Source organism: Pseudomonas sp. Tof1, assembly GCF_055390395.1.
In genome coordinates this window covers 4,217,394-4,231,859 of the sequence record NZ_AP024344.1, presented here as the reverse complement: position 1 = coordinate 4,231,859, position 14,466 = coordinate 4,217,394, and the positions used below count along the sequence as shown (strand labels likewise).

The window sequence follows — 14,466 nt, the reverse complement described above, 5'->3', positions numbered from 1 at the left end:
GCTGCCCGGCGCCGGGCAGCTTGCCAGTGGGCTCAGCGGGCGACTGCCAGCTCGTCCAGCAGGCCCTTGAGGTAGGCGCTGCCCTGCGGGTCCAGCGGTTGCAATGGCAGGCGCGGCGCACCGACGTCCAGGCCGAGCATGTTCAAACCGGCCTTGATGGTGGTCGGCAGGCCACGACGGGTGATGTACTCCAGCAGCTCGTACTGGCGGTAGAACAGGTCGCGGGCCTGTTGCAGATCGTGATGCTGCACCGCGTCCCACAGGGCCAGGTTCAGTTGTGGAATCAGGTTCGGCGCCGCAGTGCACCAGCCGGCCGCACCGGCCACCAGGGCTTCGAGCGTCAGCGGGTTGCAGCCGTTGTAGAACGCCACCTGGCCGCCGGTGGCCTGGTACAGGCGGTGCATGCGCTGGATGTCACCGGTGCTCTCCTTGACCATGGTGACGTTCTTCACCTCCTTCAGGATGCGCAGGATCAGTTCCACCGACAGGTCGGTGCCGCTGGTGCCCGGGTTGTTGTAGAGCATGATCGGGATATCGATCGCCGCACCGACCGCCTTGTAGTGGTCGACGATTTCCGTCTCGGTCAGCTTCCAATAGGAGGCGGGCAGCACCATCACCGCCGTGGCGCCGCAGGCCTGGGCCAACTGTGCCCGCTGCACGGTGCGTGCGGTGGTCAGGTCGGAAACGCTGACCACGCTGGGCACGCGCCCGGCGATTTTTTCCTGGCTGTAGCGCACCACCGATTCCCATTCGCTGTCGGCGAGGTAGGCGCCTTCGCCGGTGCTGCCCAGCGGCGCGATGGCGTGCACGCCGGACTGGATCAGGCGGTCGATGGAGTGGCCCAGGACCGCCAGGTCGATCGAACCGTCTGCTGCGAAGGGAGTGATGGTGTAGCCGATAACGCCGCGAATCTGAGGAGTGGACATGCAAGGCACCTCTTGACTGTTTTCTGGGAGTGAGTACCGCTTCGATCAGCTCAGGCAATCGCCATGGGCACGCAGGGCACGGCGCGCGTAGTAGCTGAAGGCGGCGCCGTGGCGCTTGGGCGTGGAGATCCAGTCGTGGGCTTCCTTGCCGAGCGCTTCGGGGATGGGGCGGATTTCGCCGGCACTCATGGCCAGCAACTGCATTTTCGCGGCGCGTTCGAACAGCAGGGCGAGAACGCAGGCTTCCTCGATCGAGCCGCCGGCGATCAGCAGGCCGTGGTGCGAGAGCAGGATGGCGCGCTTGTCGCCAATGGCCTTCGAGATGATCTCGCCTTCCTCGTTGCCCACCGGCACGCCTGGCCAGTCCTTGAGGAATGCGCAGTCGTCGAACAGCGGGCAGATGTCCATGTGCGACACCTGCAGCGGCACTTCCAGCATCGACAGCGTGGCGCTGTGCAGCGGGTGGGTGTGGATGATGCAGTTCACGTCGGGGCGGGCCCGGTACAGCCAGCTGTGGAAACGGTTGGCGGGGTTGGCCATGCCGCGGCCGTTGAGCACGTTCAGGTCCTCGTCGACCACCAGCAGGTTGGACGCCGAGATCTCGTCGAAGCCCAGGCCCAGCTGTTGCGTATAATAGGTGCCCGGTTCATCCGCGCGGGCGGTGATCTGGCCGGCCAGGCCCGAGTCATGCCCGCCGTCGAACAGGATGCGGCAGGTCAGGGCGAGTTTCTGCCGCGGGGTGTAGGTATTATCGATCAGCGCCGTCAGCATCTGCTTCTCGGCGAGCTTGACGAGCTGGTCCTTCGGGGTCTGCAGGGTCGTGGTCACGGTCGGTACCTGAGCGGGAAGTGGACGATGTTTGCCTGGTGGCCGCTGCAACGACACCAGGACACACGGATGATCTTAATGACACTTTGTGTCATAAACAATACTTGTGTCATTATTTTTGAAGGAACGGCGTTGGATGTCGGTGCAGCTGAGAATTTTGCGTAAGAAGATGGGCATGACCCTGGAGCAGCTGGCCGGGCATACCGGGCTGACCAAGAGCTACCTGTCGAAGGTGGAAAGGGGCATGAGTTCGCCTTCCATCGCGGTGGCGCTCAAGCTTGCCAAGGCGCTCAATGCCCCGGCCGAGGAACTGTTCAGTTCCGAAGCGGTGCCCGAGGAGGGCTACAGTCTGGTTCGTCGGCAGCAGCGGGACACCGCCGGGGATCCGCCGGCGCCGACCCATGTGCCCCTGGCGCGACACATCGGCCAGCGGGCGCTGCTGCCGTTCCTGGTCTATCCGCCACGTTCATTCGGGCACTCGGCGTTCAAGGAGCACCTGGGCGAGGAGTTCGTCTACGTGCACCGTGGCAGCGTCGAGGTCGACTTCGGCAGCGAACGGTTGATCCTGGAGGAGGGGGACGCCCTGCATTTCAATGCGCAGAAGTCCCACCGCATCCGCACGGTTTCATCGGAGCAGGCGGAGCTGCTGGTGGTGGTGCACAGCTCCGAGTGAGGAAGGGGCCCGCTCGACGGGTCACTTGCCGCGCCAGCCCTCGAGGAAGTTCAGCAGCAGTTCATTGACCTTCTCCGGCTGCTCTTCCTGGGGCAGGTGCCCGCACGCTTCGATGGGGTAGGCCTGCAGGTTGTCGGCCATCTCCGCCCAGACGCTGGCCATGTCGAAGAGCTTGCCGACCGCGTGGAAGTCGTTGCCCCACAGCGACATCACCGGGCAGGCGATCTTCACTTCGGCATCCTCAAGGTCCTGGGCGATATCCTCGGCGTTGGCCCGGTAGTCGGCCATCGCCCCGCGTACCGCGCCTGGAGCCTGGTAAGCCCGGACGTAGGTGTCGAAGGCTTCGCCGCTGATGGTCGACGGGTCGTAGGTCCAGTCCGAGAAGAAATGCCGCAGCCAGATGTGTTCGCGGCCGGCGATCAGGGCCTCCGGCAGGTCCGGCACCAGGTGGAACAGGAAGAACCAGTAGGCCTTGGCGATCGAGGCATTCAGGTCCCGCGCGACGATCCGGGTCGGCACGTTGTCCATCACCACCAGGCGGTCCACCAGCTCCGGGTAGTCCTTGGCGAAGCGGGTGGCCACGCGGGCGCCACGGTCGTGGCCCACCAGCGCGACCTTCTCGATACCCAGCTCGCGCATCAGTTCGCGGATGTCCCGGGCCATGTTGCGCTTGTCGTAGCCGGCGGCCGGCTTGTCGGTTTCGCCGTAGCCGCGCAGGTCCGGCGCGATGACCCGGAAGTGTTTCGACAGCACCGGGATCTGGTAGCGCCAGGCGAAGTTCGTTTCCGGGAACCCATGCAGCAGGATGACCGGGGCGCCTGCGCCTTCCTCGACCACGAATTGACGGATGCCGTTGGCCGTCACTGTGTAGCTTTTCATGTTGAAGCTCCTTTGGGCAGGGGTTATTTCAGCAAGGGAACGTCGGCTGCACGGGTGTAGGGGCCATACAGGGCCGGCACCCAGGTGAAGTGTTTGCCCGCCTGGGTGACATGGCCGATGCCCGGGAACGGCAGATGGGCCGCCGCCAGCCATTCACCGTCCGCCGCCAATTGGAAGAACTCGTCCTGGCGTGCCTTGACGGCCTTTTTCGGGTCGACGTCGAAGCGGATGGCGACCTCGGGATGGTCGAACTGCACGGCCGCGTTGTGGATCAGGTCACCGATGAAGCTGATCGCCGAACCGTTCGAGGCGAAGCGATAGACCGTGCTGCCCGGGGTATGGCCGATGGCGTAGGCCGCTTGCACTTCCGGGATCGGCGAGGCGGGTGGGGTGAAGGTCTTGAGTCGGCCGCTGTCCTGGTAGGGCGCGAGGGCGTGTTGGGCGATATCGAAGTATTCCCTGGCGTTTTCCGGTGCGTTGGCCTTTCGCTGTGGGTTCAGCCAGAAGTCGGCTTCGGCCTGGGCGACATAGACCGTGGCGTTGGGGAACAGCGCCTTGCCCTGTGCGTCGACCAGACCGCAGACGTGGTCCAGGTGCAGGTGCGTCAGGAAGATCGTGTCGACCTGGGCCGGCTGGTAGCCGGAAGCCTGGAGGTTCGGCACCAGTTGCCCGGCGGTCTGCGGCACGCAGTGGCCAGCCCCGCTGTCGACCAGTACCAGGTGCTTGCCGGTGTTGATCAGGTAGGCGTTGAAGGTGGTGGGCATCCGGTCCGGCCCGATGGCCTGGCGTTTGAGCAGGCCACGGATTTTCTCGGGCGACAGGCCCTTGAGCAGGCCCGGTGACAGGTCGTTGTAGCCGTCGAAGAGGGCGGTGACTTCGTAGTTGCCGACGGCCTGGCGGAAATAGCCGGGGACTTGCTGGTGAACCGGCTCGGGGGCCTCTGCCAGCGCCTGGTCGATGAAGGCCAGACTGGCCAGTGCGAGGAGGCTTGCGAGATTTTTCATGGTTGGACTCTTAACGTTCATTTCGGTGAGTGGGATTGGGGGCTTGCCGCTTGGCTGATTCAGCAGAGGCTGTGGCGGCCGCGGATGGCCGTGAGTTGCACCAGGGTGGCGACGATCGCCAGTGCCGCGCCCAGCACCGAGATGCCGAGCCAGCCGCTGCTCTGCCAGACCTGTGTCGCGACCGCCGCGCCGGCGGCACCGCCGAGGAACATCGAACCCATGAAGAGGGTGTTCAGGCGGGCGCGGGCTTGCGGCTGGAGCGTGTAGACGATGTGCTGGTTGGAGACCAGGACGCTCTGCACGGCGAAGTCGAGTAGGATGCAGCCGATCACGATGCCGGTGAGGGAGGTCCACAGGCCGAACAGCAGCCACGAGGCGAATGTCAGCAGGGTGCCGACGATGATCACCTTGTGCGGGCCGCGACGGTCGGCGATGCGCCCGGCCATCGGGGCGGCCAGGATGCCGATGGCACCGACGATGCCGAACAGGCCGGCGGCCTGGGCGTCGAGGTCGAAACCGGGTTGCTCCAGGCGCAGGGCCAGTACGGTCCAGAAGGTGGTGAAGGCGGCGAACAGCAGCGCCTGGGTGATCGCCGCCACACGCAGCTCACCGTGGGCGCGCCACAGGTGCAGCATCGAACCGATCAGGCGGGCATAGGACGTTTTGGCGCTGGGCAGGCTGCGGGGCAGGGCCACGGCCATGAGCGTGCCGGCAAACAGGGCCAGGGGTACGCCCAGCCAGAACATGGCGCGCCAGCCATAATGCGCCGCGACGAAACCGGACAGCGTCCGGCTGAGCAGGATACCGCACAGCACCCCGGACATGACCGTGCCGACCACGGCGCCGCGCCGCTCCGGCTGCGCCAGTTGAGCGGCGAAGGGCACGATCTGCTGCGCGACGGTGGAGGTCATGCCGAGCAGGAACGAGGCGATCAGCAGGACCGCCGCGGTGGGGGCCAGGGCGGCGGCGATCAGGGTCGCGGCCAGCAGCGCGAACTGGGTCATGATCAGGCGACGGCGTTCGATGAGGTCGCCCAGGGGCACCAGGGCGAACAGGCCGATGGCATAGCCCAGCTGCGTGGCGGTCGGTACCAGTGCCGTGAGGCTGCCGGGCAGCTCGTTCTCCAGGATGCCCAGCATCGGCTGGTTGTAGTAGATGTTCGCCACCGCCAGCCCGGCGGAGGCGGCCATGGCGAAGGTGAGCCCGGTATTGATCCCTGGTGGGGCGCTTGTCTGTTCTGCGAGTGCGGTTGTGCTGTTCATGATCTGCCCTTGCGCGATCACCCGTTCCACCTGCCTCAGAGAGTGAGGCCGTGAGGGCGTCGTGATGTGGGGGCAACTATGGCGATATAACCGGAAATGGTGTAGATGTTGAAATCGTTAAGGCAATCTAACGGAAATCGATGTAATGAAGCTTGAGGATGTCGAGGTCTTCGTCGAAGCGGTACAGGTTGGCAGCCTCGCCGGGGCGGCCCGCCGGTTGTCCCTGACGGCGATGGCCGCCTCCCGGAGCCTGAACAGCCTGGAGGCCGAGCTCGGCGTGCGGCTGGTGCACCGCACCACCCGCTCGCTGTCGCCCACCAGCGACGGCGAGACCTTCCTGCCGCACGCGCAGGCGCTGCTCGAAGGGCGGGCCAATGCCCTGGCCGATCTGCGTCCCCACGGCAATGCGCTGTCCGGGCACCTGCGTATCACCGCATCGGCCGCCTTCGCCCGCAAGGTGGTGGCGCCGATGCTGGCCTCGTTCATGGCCCAGCACCCGGCACTGCGGGTCGACCTGCTTTCCACCGACGAGCAGGTGGATATCGTTGCGCAGGGCATCGACGTGGCGATCCGCATCGCGCCCTTGCGGGACAACCGACTGGTGGCGCGGCGCCTGGCCGACAGCCCCCGGGTGCTCTGTGTCGCACCGGGTTATCTGGCAAGCCATGGGCGGCCCGCCTCGCTGGCAGAGCTGTCAGCCCATGACTGCCTGGTGATCTCGGGGACCTCGCACTGGTCGTTCGTGTGCGCAGAGAAGAGCGTCCGGCAGCGAGTGGCGGGGCGGTTTGCCGCCAGTTCCATCGATGCGCTGTACGAAGCCTGCGCAGGCGGGCTGGGCATTGCCAACCTGTCCAGCTGGTACGTCGAACCGGCCCTCGCCGCAGGTGCCGTCGAACGACTGGTGCTGGCGGATGCCGAACCCGAGCCCCTGGCCATCTGGGCGGTGTACCCCACGGCGCGGCTGGTGCCGCTCAAGGTACGGATGTTCATCGATGCGTTGGAGAGCCACATCCAGCAAAGGCCGAGCTGACCGGCCTGTCAGGCCGGCGGGAAATCCTCGTAGGACTTGGGCAGGTAGCCCCAGATTCGCAGCACATCGTTGCGCACTTCGAACTCGAAGCCGATGCGGGCGACGACCGTCGTGATCTCATCGGTGTGATCGATGATCGTCTGGGGCAGCAGCCGGCCCTGTGACGGGGCCATTTCCCATAGGCCGATATCGAACCATTCCACGCCGGCGAAGGGAAACGGCAGGTGGCAGAACCACTCGACGTCCCAGCCCGAGATATAGCCGGTGACGTACTTGGATCGATAGGACGGCGACCAGCCATCGCGTTCGCGGAAATACTCGATCAGCTCATCCCATTTGGTGTTGTTCGCCGCGCTGGCGAGGTTTCTGGTGGCGACGGCGGCACGGATTTTCTTGCGCATCGCGTCGTCATGGCCGGTGCCGGCCCGGGGAAATTCGTTCATGTGCCCTCACGATTGATGAATCTGGTTCGCTTGATAAATGACTAGATGCCCTAAATCGGACAAAAAATAATAAATAGAATGCTCCCATTTCCACTGGAGAGACATTCTGATGTCGGCATACGATTCAACCCGCCCCGTCGCTTGCGCAGCCAGAGGCACCCGGCTCAGCATTGCGATCCTGGCGTTCTCGGCGTTCCTGATCGTGACCACCGAGTTCCTGATCGTGGGGCTTTTGCCGGCGCTGGCGCGTGACCTGAACCTTTCGATTGCCTTGGCCGGCCAACTCGTCACGCTGTTCGCCTTCACCGTGATGATCTTCGGCCCACCGCTTACCGCCGCACTTTCGCATCTGGACAGAAAGAAGCTGTTCATCGCGATCCTCCTGCTCTTCGCCGCCGCCAACGCACTGGCCGCTGCTTCCACGAACTTCTGGGTGCTGGCGGTCGCGCGAATCGTTCCTGCGCTCATGCTCCCGGTCTTCTGGGAACGGCCAGCGAAACCGCAGGCAAACTCGCTGGCCCGCAGGCAGCCGGGCAGGCGATTTCCAGAGTCTACCTGGGTATTTCCGCGGCCATGCTGCTGGGAATTCCGCTGGGTACCGTGGCCGCCCACCTCATCGGTTGGAGAGGGGCCTTTTGGGTGCTGGCCGGCCTGTCGCTGATCATGGCGCTGGCAATCATGACCTGTATGCCAGGCGTTGAACGGGCACCCAAGGTCGACTGGCGTCAACAGGCCCGAATCTTCAGGGAGCCGTTCTTCCTCGCCAACGTGATGCTCTCGGTACTGGTGTTTACCGCGATGTTCGTGGCCTATACCTACCTGGCGGACCTCCTCGAACGGGTGGCCGGCGTCGATTCCGCGCATGTCGGTTGGTGGTTGATGGGCTTCGGTGCCATTGGCCTGGTCGGCAACTGGCTTGGCGGCAGGATCGTCGACCAATCGCCGATCAAGGCTTCTGCACTGTTCCTGGTGCTGCTCGCGATCGGCATGGGCGCAGTCGTGCCGCTGGCACAGCTGGGCATCGTGTTCTGCCTGGCCCTGGGCCTTTGGGGCGTGGCGAACACGGCGCTTTATCCGGTCAGCCAGGTCAGGGTCATGAGTTCGGTCAGTCATTCCCAGGCCCTGGCCGGTACCACCAATGTGTCTGCCGCCAATGCCGGTATTGGGCTGGGTGCGATTATTGGCGGGCTGACCATCACGCACGCGGGAGTCGAGTCTGTCGGTTATGTGGCGGCTGTCGTCGCGGTGAGTGCCCTGGCCCTGATACCGATGGTGTCCCGGCTGGCCCCATCCGAGTGAGGGGGCGGCGCGGTCCGGGGGACGACCTGCGTGCCATGGATGCAGAGGCGTGCGAGCAGGTAGTCCAGCAGTGCCCTCACTTTGGGCAAGCCCTCGCGGCTCTTCTGCCAGACCAGGTTCATCGGCATGCTGTCCAGGGCCAGGTCGGGCAGGACTTCCACCAGGGTGCCGGCCTCGAGGTGGTTCTGAATCAGCCAGGTGGGCAGTTGGCCAATGCCGTGTCCCGCCAGAATGGCCGCGACTTCGCCTTCGCCATCTCCCACGGCGATTCGGGCCTGGACAACCCGGCGCTCGATATCGCCCGGTAGTCGGCCCTTGAAATACCAGGGGCTGACCCTGCCGTCGGCCAGACCGTAACCGACGCAATGGTGGTCATCCAGGTCACGTTCGGTCCGGGGGGCCCCGTGAGTCTCGATGTAGGCAGGCGATGCGCAGAACATCATCCGCTGGGAGCCGAAATACTCATGGCCCAGTGCGGCCGGCCAGGTGTCCGGGCCACCGATGCGCACCAGAACATCGATACCTTCATGCACGGGGTCGACGAACCGGTCGGAGAAGGAGATATGCGGCTGCAGCAACGGGTGGGCACGGACGAACTCCAGGATCAACGGCAGCACGTGCAACCTGCCATAGGCGGCGGGGAGGTCTATCCGAATCTTTCCGTGAAGCTCATCACTCTCGGCCACCAGGGCGTGCTCGACTTCCTCCAGGTCGGCGAGAACCGAAGCGCAGGTCTTGTAGAACACCACCCCGGCCTCGGTCAGGGCCAGTCGCCGGGTGGTGCGATTGAACAGCCGCCGGCCCAGCCGGCCTTCCAGGCGTGCCACGCTTTTGCTGACGGCCGAACTGCTGAGGCTCAAACGCTCCGCCGCGGCCGTGAAGCTCCCAAGGTCCGCCACCGTGACGAAGACGTCGATACCCTTGAGTCGTTCAGACGAGAACATGGAAACTCCGCCATTGATGAGTGCCTGCCAATCCTACACCCTCTGGCGGCACGCTCCGTCAGGGAGTGCTTCGGCGAACAGCCGCGTGCGACGCTTCCCAAGTTCCGTAACGGCCGCGCGCAACCTGAGCGTCTTCACGCAGGCGCTCAGGTTGCTGCGGCCCGGCAGGCCGCTTCAGGCAGCCATCTTCGAGGCACTCAGGGTTTTCTTCAGCGATGCCTTGAGCAGCTGCATCTGCTCTCCCAGGCTCTCGAGCTTTTCCTTGCCGAGGAGCTTCTCGGCTTCTGGAAACATCTCGTTTTCCTCTTCCTCGATGTGGTGTTCCAGCAACTCCTTGACCACCTTGACGCGGCCGGCGAACTCGGGAGTGGTCGGGGAGGTATTCTTCAGGTCGGGCAGCACCAGCGAGTCCACCGTGCGGTGTTCCTCCTTGGCCTCATGGTACATTTGCTCCTGCTGCCTGCCGCCTGCTTCCTTGAAGGCGGGATAGAGAATTTCCTCTTCAAGCTGCGTATGAATGGTGACTTCCAGTTCCAGTTTCTGCAGCAGCTCGGTGCGTTTCTTTTGCGCCCGGTCGGTCGACTCGCTGAGTTGGGTGAGGAGGGTCTTGACCTTTTCGTGGTCGGCTTTGAGCAGCTCGATGGCGTTCATGGGGGTACCTCGCTATCACGTATGAAAGGGCGGCCGATCTGCGTCGGCGCGATGATCTCGGGAGAGTAGTGGCATTTGTCGTGCCAGCCCCGTGAATGATGAAACCTCCTGTTTTTCAGGCGGTTGCGCCGAGTGATGGCGAATGGCGGTCATGCAGGCTGCACGAACGGGTTGCGGCGATGATGCAGATAGCCCTGCCAACCGGCAGCGGCACCGGACACCTGGATCCGCCGGCCGATGATGGCAACCTGCTGGTGCTGGGCTACGGTTGAGTGCAGGATCGCGAGCTGATGAAAAACTTCGACAATAGCGAGTCGCTATAAGGTTCAGGGATGCCCGGTTACAGAGACAGCGGGAGGTGGCGTACGCTTCTGCATTTGGCCGTATGGGTGGCCTGCGGTGTGGCGCTGTCCATCTGGGTGGCCCAGATCGTGTGGCTGGCCGCGTCCGAAAGCCGTGTGGACGCCTATGCGCGCGCGATCCTGCTCCAGGCCGATTCGGTTGCGGACAATATCGTGACCGCGCTGGAGGCCATCAATCGGGATTCGAACCCGATCTGTCGCGAGGACGATCAGGCAAGCCTGAAACAGATCGCCTTCCATTACCGGTTCGTGAGGGACGCCGGCCGAATGATCGACCGTGACGTACAGTGTTCGGCGCTGTGGGGGCATCGGCAAAGTACCGGATCGAGGGCGATGGCAAGTTGGGCAAGACCGGTTCGATGCTCTGGCGGGCGGTCTTCGATGATGACGGCAGGCACATCAACGTGGATATCACCTCCCGGGGCTCGGCGTTCGTGGTGACTTCCCCGGTAGCGTTTTCCTCTTTCGAATCGCCACCCGAGGAATTGAGTGCGCGGGTGACCTCGGCGGACGGGCAACTGATCATGCGTTCCTTCGGCCAGCTCAAGCGTCTGGGCTATCTGGAGGGCAAGAACGTCAGGGTCTGCTCGGACCGGTTCAGCATCTGCGTGGAGGCGCAGGTGCAAAGCCATGTTCTGTCCTGCAAGCATGCCGGACTGCTCGGCCTTGTGATCCTTCTGGGGGCGGTGTTCGGTGGCCTGGCCTGGTATGCGCTCAACCACAGAATCACCCAATCCAGGTCATTGCCGGTGCGCTTGAAAAAGGCGATTCGACATTCGCGCATCGATCTTGTCTATCAGCCGATTGTCCAGGCCGGCAGCGGTCGGATCTGTGGCATGGAGGTGCTGTCCAGGTGGCACGACCCGGAGCTTGGCTGGGTGGCGCCCGACAGCTTTTTCAGCGTGGCGGCGGAGTTGGGGCTGGCCTTTGATCTCAATAAAATCGTCCTGCGAAAGTGCCTGGCCGAGCTGTCCACGGTGTTGCAGGCCAATCCACCGTTGTATGCCAGCATCAACCTGGCGGCCAGGGATCTGCTGGACCCCAGGACCCTGGTTTTCTTGAAGGCCGAGGCCGCGCGGGCGAACGTCCGACTGGCACAACTGGCGATCGAGGTGCTGGAGAGTTCCACGGCGAACATGGCGATGGTCGCGCAGAAAATCGATGAATTCCGCGCCCTGGCGGCCAGGTGTTTGTCGACGACTTCGGTGCCGGCTACTCGAGTTTGTCCTACCTCGCCAATCTGCGGGTCGACAAGATAAAAATCGACCGATCCTTTACCAGTGCGGTGGGCGATTGCTCGCCGGCGGCGTTCGCCCTGCTCAAGGTCAACGAGATCGCCGAGGCCATGGATGCCCAGGTGATCTTCGAGGGCGTTGAGACCGAACAGCAGCGGCAAGCGGTCCTGAACTTCTGCCCCCAGGCCTTTGCCCAGGGCTGGCTGTTCAGCAAGGCGCTGCCGATCGGCGAACTGCTGTCCAGGATCGATCTGGCCAGCCTGACACTCAAGCCCTGAACTCGAAGCGGGCTTCCCGTGACGGCGGCGAGTCGTCTGTCACCCTGGCTCGCAAACTCAGGGCGTCGATCAGACCACAGGCAATGGCCATCCCCACGAGCGAGGGCAAGCTCTGCGCTTGCATTCGCTTCATCACCCGACTCCGATACAGGTCGATGGTCTTGATGCTCACGTCCAGGTGTTCGGCGATCTCTCGGTTGCTCAACCCCTGGACGAGGGGAATGAAGACATCCCGTTCCCGCGGCGTGAGGCTGTCGATTCGCTCCTGAACCTGGGCCAGTTCCGTCGTGCCGGCGAGCGAACTGCCTGCGCGATGCAGTGCTGCCTGAACGCTGTCCAGCAACAGCTGATCGTTGTAGGGCTTTTCGATGAAGTCGCAGGCGCCGGCCTTGAAGGCGCGAACGACGATGGGCACATCGGCATGGGCGCTGACAAAAATCACCGGGATCTTGAGGCCGCGCTTGTGGAGCGTCTCCTGGACAGCCAGACCGCCCATGGCCGGCATGCGAACGTCGAGCAGCACGCAGGCCGGCCCGGCAGGATCGACGGCGTCAAGGAAGGCCTGGCCACTGGTGAACGGAACGGCCTCCAGGCCCACCGACTCCAGCAGCCAGACGGTTGAGTCGAGCATGCCCTGGTCATCGTCGATCACATACACCGTTGCCTTCATCAGCGTTCCTCTTTCCATCCGTTATTGACCGGCAGCCTGCAGCACAGCACCAGACCACCCGTGTTGCCGGCCCGTGCCTGCAAGCTCCCACCGAAGCCTTCGACGATGCTGCGGCTCATCGACAGGCCAAGCCCCAGCCCCTCAGGCTTGCTGGTGGTGAAGGGGGTGAAAATCTCATCGAGGCGCTCGGCGGGCACGCCGCCTCCCTGATCCGTTACCTCGATCTGCAGCCAATCACCCTGGCGCTCGGCGCCGAGCAGAATACGCGACGGTTGGCCGCCATGCTGCTCCCGATTGGCATCAATCGCGTTACGCAGCAGATTGAGCAGGACCTGTTCGAGCAGCACACGGTCGGCGTACACGCCTGGCAGGTCATCGGCCATGCGCAACTCTATGCTGACCTGATCCCGCAACGCTTCCCAGGCACACAGGCGTACCGCTTCGCTGGCCACCTGGGCCGGGACCAGTTCCTGCAGTCGGCGGGGCTCTTTGCGCAGGAAGGCGCGAAGCCGCCGAATCACCTGCGCGGCGTGAGTGGCCTGTTCACTGATGCGTTGCAGGCCTTGGCTGATCCGGTCGCGGGCCTTCGGGTCCTGGTCGAGACTTTGCAGGTAGCGCTGGCTGGCACTGGCGTAATTGACCACCGCTGCCAGGGGCTGATTGATTTCGTGGGCGATGCCGGAGGCCAGCTCGCCGAGGGTCATCAGGCGTGCGGTGTGAGCCAGTTCATCCTGATGCCGTCGCGACTGCTGTTCCCGCAGTTCGCGTTCCGTCATGTCGCGGGCCACGAGAGAGTAGTAGCGTTCTGCGGCAATGGCGCGATGGGCCAGCAGCACCAGGGAGACCGGAAAGGGGCCGCCTTCGCGCCACGGCTGAAGCCGTGCCTCTGTCTGCCACACCCCCTGTCGCTCAGCGCTCTCCCACCCTTCGGTGTCCAGCCTCTGGCGCGTCTGATCATCCAGCAGCGCGGCGAGGGGGGGCAGCGCCTGCAGGCCATCGAGTGCCAAGGCCCGACGTGCGGAGGCATTCAGGTAGCTGACGTGCCCCTGGCGATCGATGAACAGCACCAGGTCGGTATTGGCCTCAACGACTTCGGCCAGACGACGGCGGTTTTCCTGGGCCTCCACGCGAACGCTGACATCGCGCGAAATGCTGACGATCTCTGCCACCGCACCCGTGTAGGTCTCGCGGATGGCATGGCTGGCAATCTCGAACCAGCGGTAGCCCCCATCGGTGTGGCGTACCCGGCAGGTCATGGTGTGGTAGCCGTCCTGCACCAACGCCGCGGCGGTCACGGGTAGCACCTCCCGGCATTCACGCGGGTGCAGCAATGCTTGCACCGGCCTGTCACGCAGTTGCTCGGGCCACAGGCCGAGCAAGCGGTACGCGGCCGGCGAGGCATCGAGACACACCCCATCCGGACTATGGCGAGAGATCAGGTCAGTGGTGTTTTCCGTGATCAGGCGGTAGAGCCGACGCGCGCGGCTGGCCTCTCGAATGCTATGGCGCTCCTCACTGGCATCCCGGCAGCGCACCAGGACTTGCCCGTTCGCCTCATCGGGCACATAGGTCCAGAGGAAGGTTCGCTCATCCCGTACGACCTCCACGTCAATGATCGAACGGTTTTGTCGCAGACAGGCCTGGACCAGCGCGGGGTGATTGGCCGCCAGCACGTTCCCCAACTCGCCAGACTCGGCAATCAAGGCCTGCAGGGCAGGGTTCAGGCTCAGTGGCTGGGCGTCGGCACCTGCGAGCAGCGTGGGCTGTGGATCTTTTTCCAGCAGGGGGAATGATCTCATTTTTATCGGTTTCAGCTTGTTTTATAGTATTTGTACCATATTGCTATGGTAAATAATCCAATTACTATAGCGGTTCGCGTAAAAAGCGACGGTGGGAGTCTGAGGCCTTGCTCAGCTCCCGACCCCTGATCAGAGCTAACAATCAGCCACCCGGGGATCATGCGCACTGGCTGCGCCTGGCTC

The 14,466-nt window shown here is 64.0% G+C and carries 13 protein-coding genes and 2 pseudogenes; 5 read left to right on the top strand and 10 right to left on the bottom strand.

Going from position 1 to position 14,466, the window contains the following annotated elements:
* Positions 1-32: 32 nt before the first annotated feature.
* Positions 33-926 (bottom strand): dihydrodipicolinate synthase family protein, encoded by an 894-nt coding sequence (locus tag ACZ5KU_RS19015; protein WP_419735740.1) that lies wholly within the window; start codon positions 924-926, stop codon positions 33-35.
* 45 nt (positions 927-971) lie between these two features.
* A complete protein-coding gene (locus ACZ5KU_RS19010) occupies positions 972-1,754 on the bottom strand; it encodes an aldolase (protein WP_054063671.1) in 783 nt (260 codons plus the stop codon).
* A 136-nt stretch (positions 1,755-1,890) separates the two neighbouring features.
* Between ACZ5KU_RS19010 and ACZ5KU_RS19005 the strand changes: the two genes are divergently transcribed.
* Positions 1,891-2,427, top strand: a complete 537-nt coding sequence (locus ACZ5KU_RS19005) for a helix-turn-helix domain-containing protein (RefSeq protein ID WP_054060862.1) — start codon at positions 1,891-1,893, stop codon at positions 2,425-2,427.
* A gap of 21 nt (positions 2,428-2,448) precedes the next feature.
* Here ACZ5KU_RS19005 and ACZ5KU_RS19000 read toward each other — a convergent pair whose 3' ends face one another.
* The 3 genes from ACZ5KU_RS19000 to ACZ5KU_RS18990 are packed head-to-tail and all read right to left on the bottom strand — an operon-like array spanning position 2,449 to position 5,572.
* Positions 2,449-3,306: an alpha/beta fold hydrolase gene (locus tag ACZ5KU_RS19000; RefSeq protein WP_054060861.1), complete on the bottom strand. Its 858-nt coding sequence runs from the start codon at positions 3,304-3,306 to the stop codon at positions 2,449-2,451.
* A gap of 23 nt (positions 3,307-3,329) precedes the next feature.
* Positions 3,330-4,310 carry an MBL fold metallo-hydrolase gene (locus ACZ5KU_RS18995; RefSeq protein ID WP_054063673.1) on the bottom strand — a complete coding sequence of 327 codons (981 nt, stop codon included), beginning with the start codon at positions 4,308-4,310 and terminating at the stop codon, positions 3,330-3,332.
* 59 nt (positions 4,311-4,369) lie between these two features.
* Complete coding sequence (locus ACZ5KU_RS18990) at positions 4,370-5,572, bottom strand: MFS transporter (RefSeq protein ID WP_464736017.1); 1,203 nt, start codon at positions 5,570-5,572, stop codon at positions 4,370-4,372.
* A gap of 145 nt (positions 5,573-5,717) precedes the next feature.
* On the opposite strand from ACZ5KU_RS18990, the gene ACZ5KU_RS18985 reads away from it, so the two are divergent.
* Complete coding sequence (locus ACZ5KU_RS18985; RefSeq protein ID WP_416769395.1) at positions 5,718-6,602, top strand: LysR family transcriptional regulator; 885 nt, start codon at positions 5,718-5,720, stop codon at positions 6,600-6,602.
* An 8-nt stretch (positions 6,603-6,610) separates the two neighbouring features.
* On the opposite strand, the gene ACZ5KU_RS18980 is transcribed toward ACZ5KU_RS18985, so the two are convergent.
* A complete protein-coding gene (locus ACZ5KU_RS18980; RefSeq protein ID WP_054058130.1) occupies positions 6,611-7,045 on the bottom strand; it encodes a DUF6678 family protein in 435 nt (144 codons plus the stop codon).
* Between the two features lie 109 nt (positions 7,046-7,154).
* On the opposite strand from ACZ5KU_RS18980, the pseudogene ACZ5KU_RS18975 reads away from it, so the two are divergent.
* Positions 7,155-8,344 (top strand): annotated as a pseudogene (locus ACZ5KU_RS18975) (MFS transporter).
* Here the strand turns inward: ACZ5KU_RS18975 and ACZ5KU_RS18970 are convergent.
* Complete coding sequence (locus ACZ5KU_RS18970) at positions 8,269-9,288, bottom strand: LysR substrate-binding domain-containing protein (protein ID WP_464736016.1); 1,020 nt, start codon at positions 9,286-9,288, stop codon at positions 8,269-8,271. The pseudogene ACZ5KU_RS18975 and the gene ACZ5KU_RS18970 sit on opposite strands and share 76 nt — an antisense overlap.
* Positions 9,289-9,462: 174 nt before the next feature.
* Positions 9,463-9,939 (bottom strand): hemerythrin domain-containing protein, encoded by a 477-nt coding sequence (locus ACZ5KU_RS18965; protein WP_273822334.1) that lies wholly within the window; start codon positions 9,937-9,939, stop codon positions 9,463-9,465.
* 332 nt (positions 9,940-10,271) lie between these two features.
* Between ACZ5KU_RS18965 and ACZ5KU_RS18960 the strand changes: the two genes are divergently transcribed.
* Entirely contained in the window at positions 10,272-10,742 is a 471-nt protein-coding gene (locus ACZ5KU_RS18960) for a CSS-motif domain-containing protein (protein WP_464736015.1), read from the top strand.
* Positions 10,661-11,814, top strand: a pseudogene (locus ACZ5KU_RS18955) (EAL domain-containing protein). The gene ACZ5KU_RS18960 and the pseudogene ACZ5KU_RS18955 overlap by 82 nt, the downstream one beginning before the upstream one ends.
* Here the strand turns inward: ACZ5KU_RS18955 and ACZ5KU_RS18950 are convergent.
* The gene (locus tag ACZ5KU_RS18950; protein ID WP_054058126.1) at positions 11,804-12,484 is read right to left on the bottom strand and encodes a response regulator transcription factor; all 681 of its coding nucleotides are present in this window, start codon (positions 12,482-12,484) and stop codon (positions 11,804-11,806) included. The pseudogene ACZ5KU_RS18955 and the gene ACZ5KU_RS18950 sit on opposite strands and share 11 nt — an antisense overlap.
* Entirely contained in the window at positions 12,484-14,283 is a 1,800-nt protein-coding gene (locus ACZ5KU_RS18945; RefSeq protein WP_464736014.1) for an ATP-binding protein, read from the bottom strand. Before ACZ5KU_RS18945 ends, ACZ5KU_RS18950 begins: the two co-directional genes overlap by 1 nt.
* Positions 14,284-14,466 lie beyond the last annotated feature (183 nt).

Bases quoted from the DNA above. Each gene is read 5' to 3' on its own strand.
- ACZ5KU_RS18945 (WP_464736014.1), bottom strand. From the start codon at position 14,283: ATGAGATCATTCCCCCTGCTGGAAAAAGATCCACAGCCCACGCTGCTC.
- ACZ5KU_RS18985 (WP_416769395.1), top strand. From the start codon at position 5,718: ATGAAGCTTGAGGATGTCGAGGTCTTCGTCGAAGCGGTACAGGTTGGC.
- ACZ5KU_RS18980 (WP_054058130.1), bottom strand. From the start codon at position 7,045: ATGAACGAATTTCCCCGGGCCGGCACCGGCCATGACGACGCGATGCGC.
- ACZ5KU_RS18960 (WP_464736015.1), top strand. From the start codon at position 10,272: ATGCCCGGTTACAGAGACAGCGGGAGGTGGCGTACGCTTCTGCATTTG.
- ACZ5KU_RS18965 (WP_273822334.1), bottom strand. From the start codon at position 9,939: ATGAACGCCATCGAGCTGCTCAAAGCCGACCACGAAAAGGTCAAGACC.
- ACZ5KU_RS19000 (WP_054060861.1), bottom strand. From the start codon at position 3,306: ATGAAAAGCTACACAGTGACGGCCAACGGCATCCGTCAATTCGTGGTC.
- ACZ5KU_RS18970 (WP_464736016.1), bottom strand. From the start codon at position 9,288: ATGTTCTCGTCTGAACGACTCAAGGGTATCGACGTCTTCGTCACGGTG.
- ACZ5KU_RS18995 (WP_054063673.1), bottom strand. From the start codon at position 4,310: ATGAAAAATCTCGCAAGCCTCCTCGCACTGGCCAGTCTGGCCTTCATC.
- ACZ5KU_RS19015 (WP_419735740.1), bottom strand. From the start codon at position 926: ATGTCCACTCCTCAGATTCGCGGCGTTATCGGCTACACCATCACTCCC.
- ACZ5KU_RS18950 (WP_054058126.1), bottom strand. From the start codon at position 12,484: ATGAAGGCAACGGTGTATGTGATCGACGATGACCAGGGCATGCTCGAC.
- ACZ5KU_RS19005 (WP_054060862.1), top strand. From the start codon at position 1,891: ATGTCGGTGCAGCTGAGAATTTTGCGTAAGAAGATGGGCATGACCCTG.
- ACZ5KU_RS18990 (WP_464736017.1), bottom strand. From the start codon at position 5,572: ATGAACAGCACAACCGCACTCGCAGAACAGACAAGCGCCCCACCAGGG.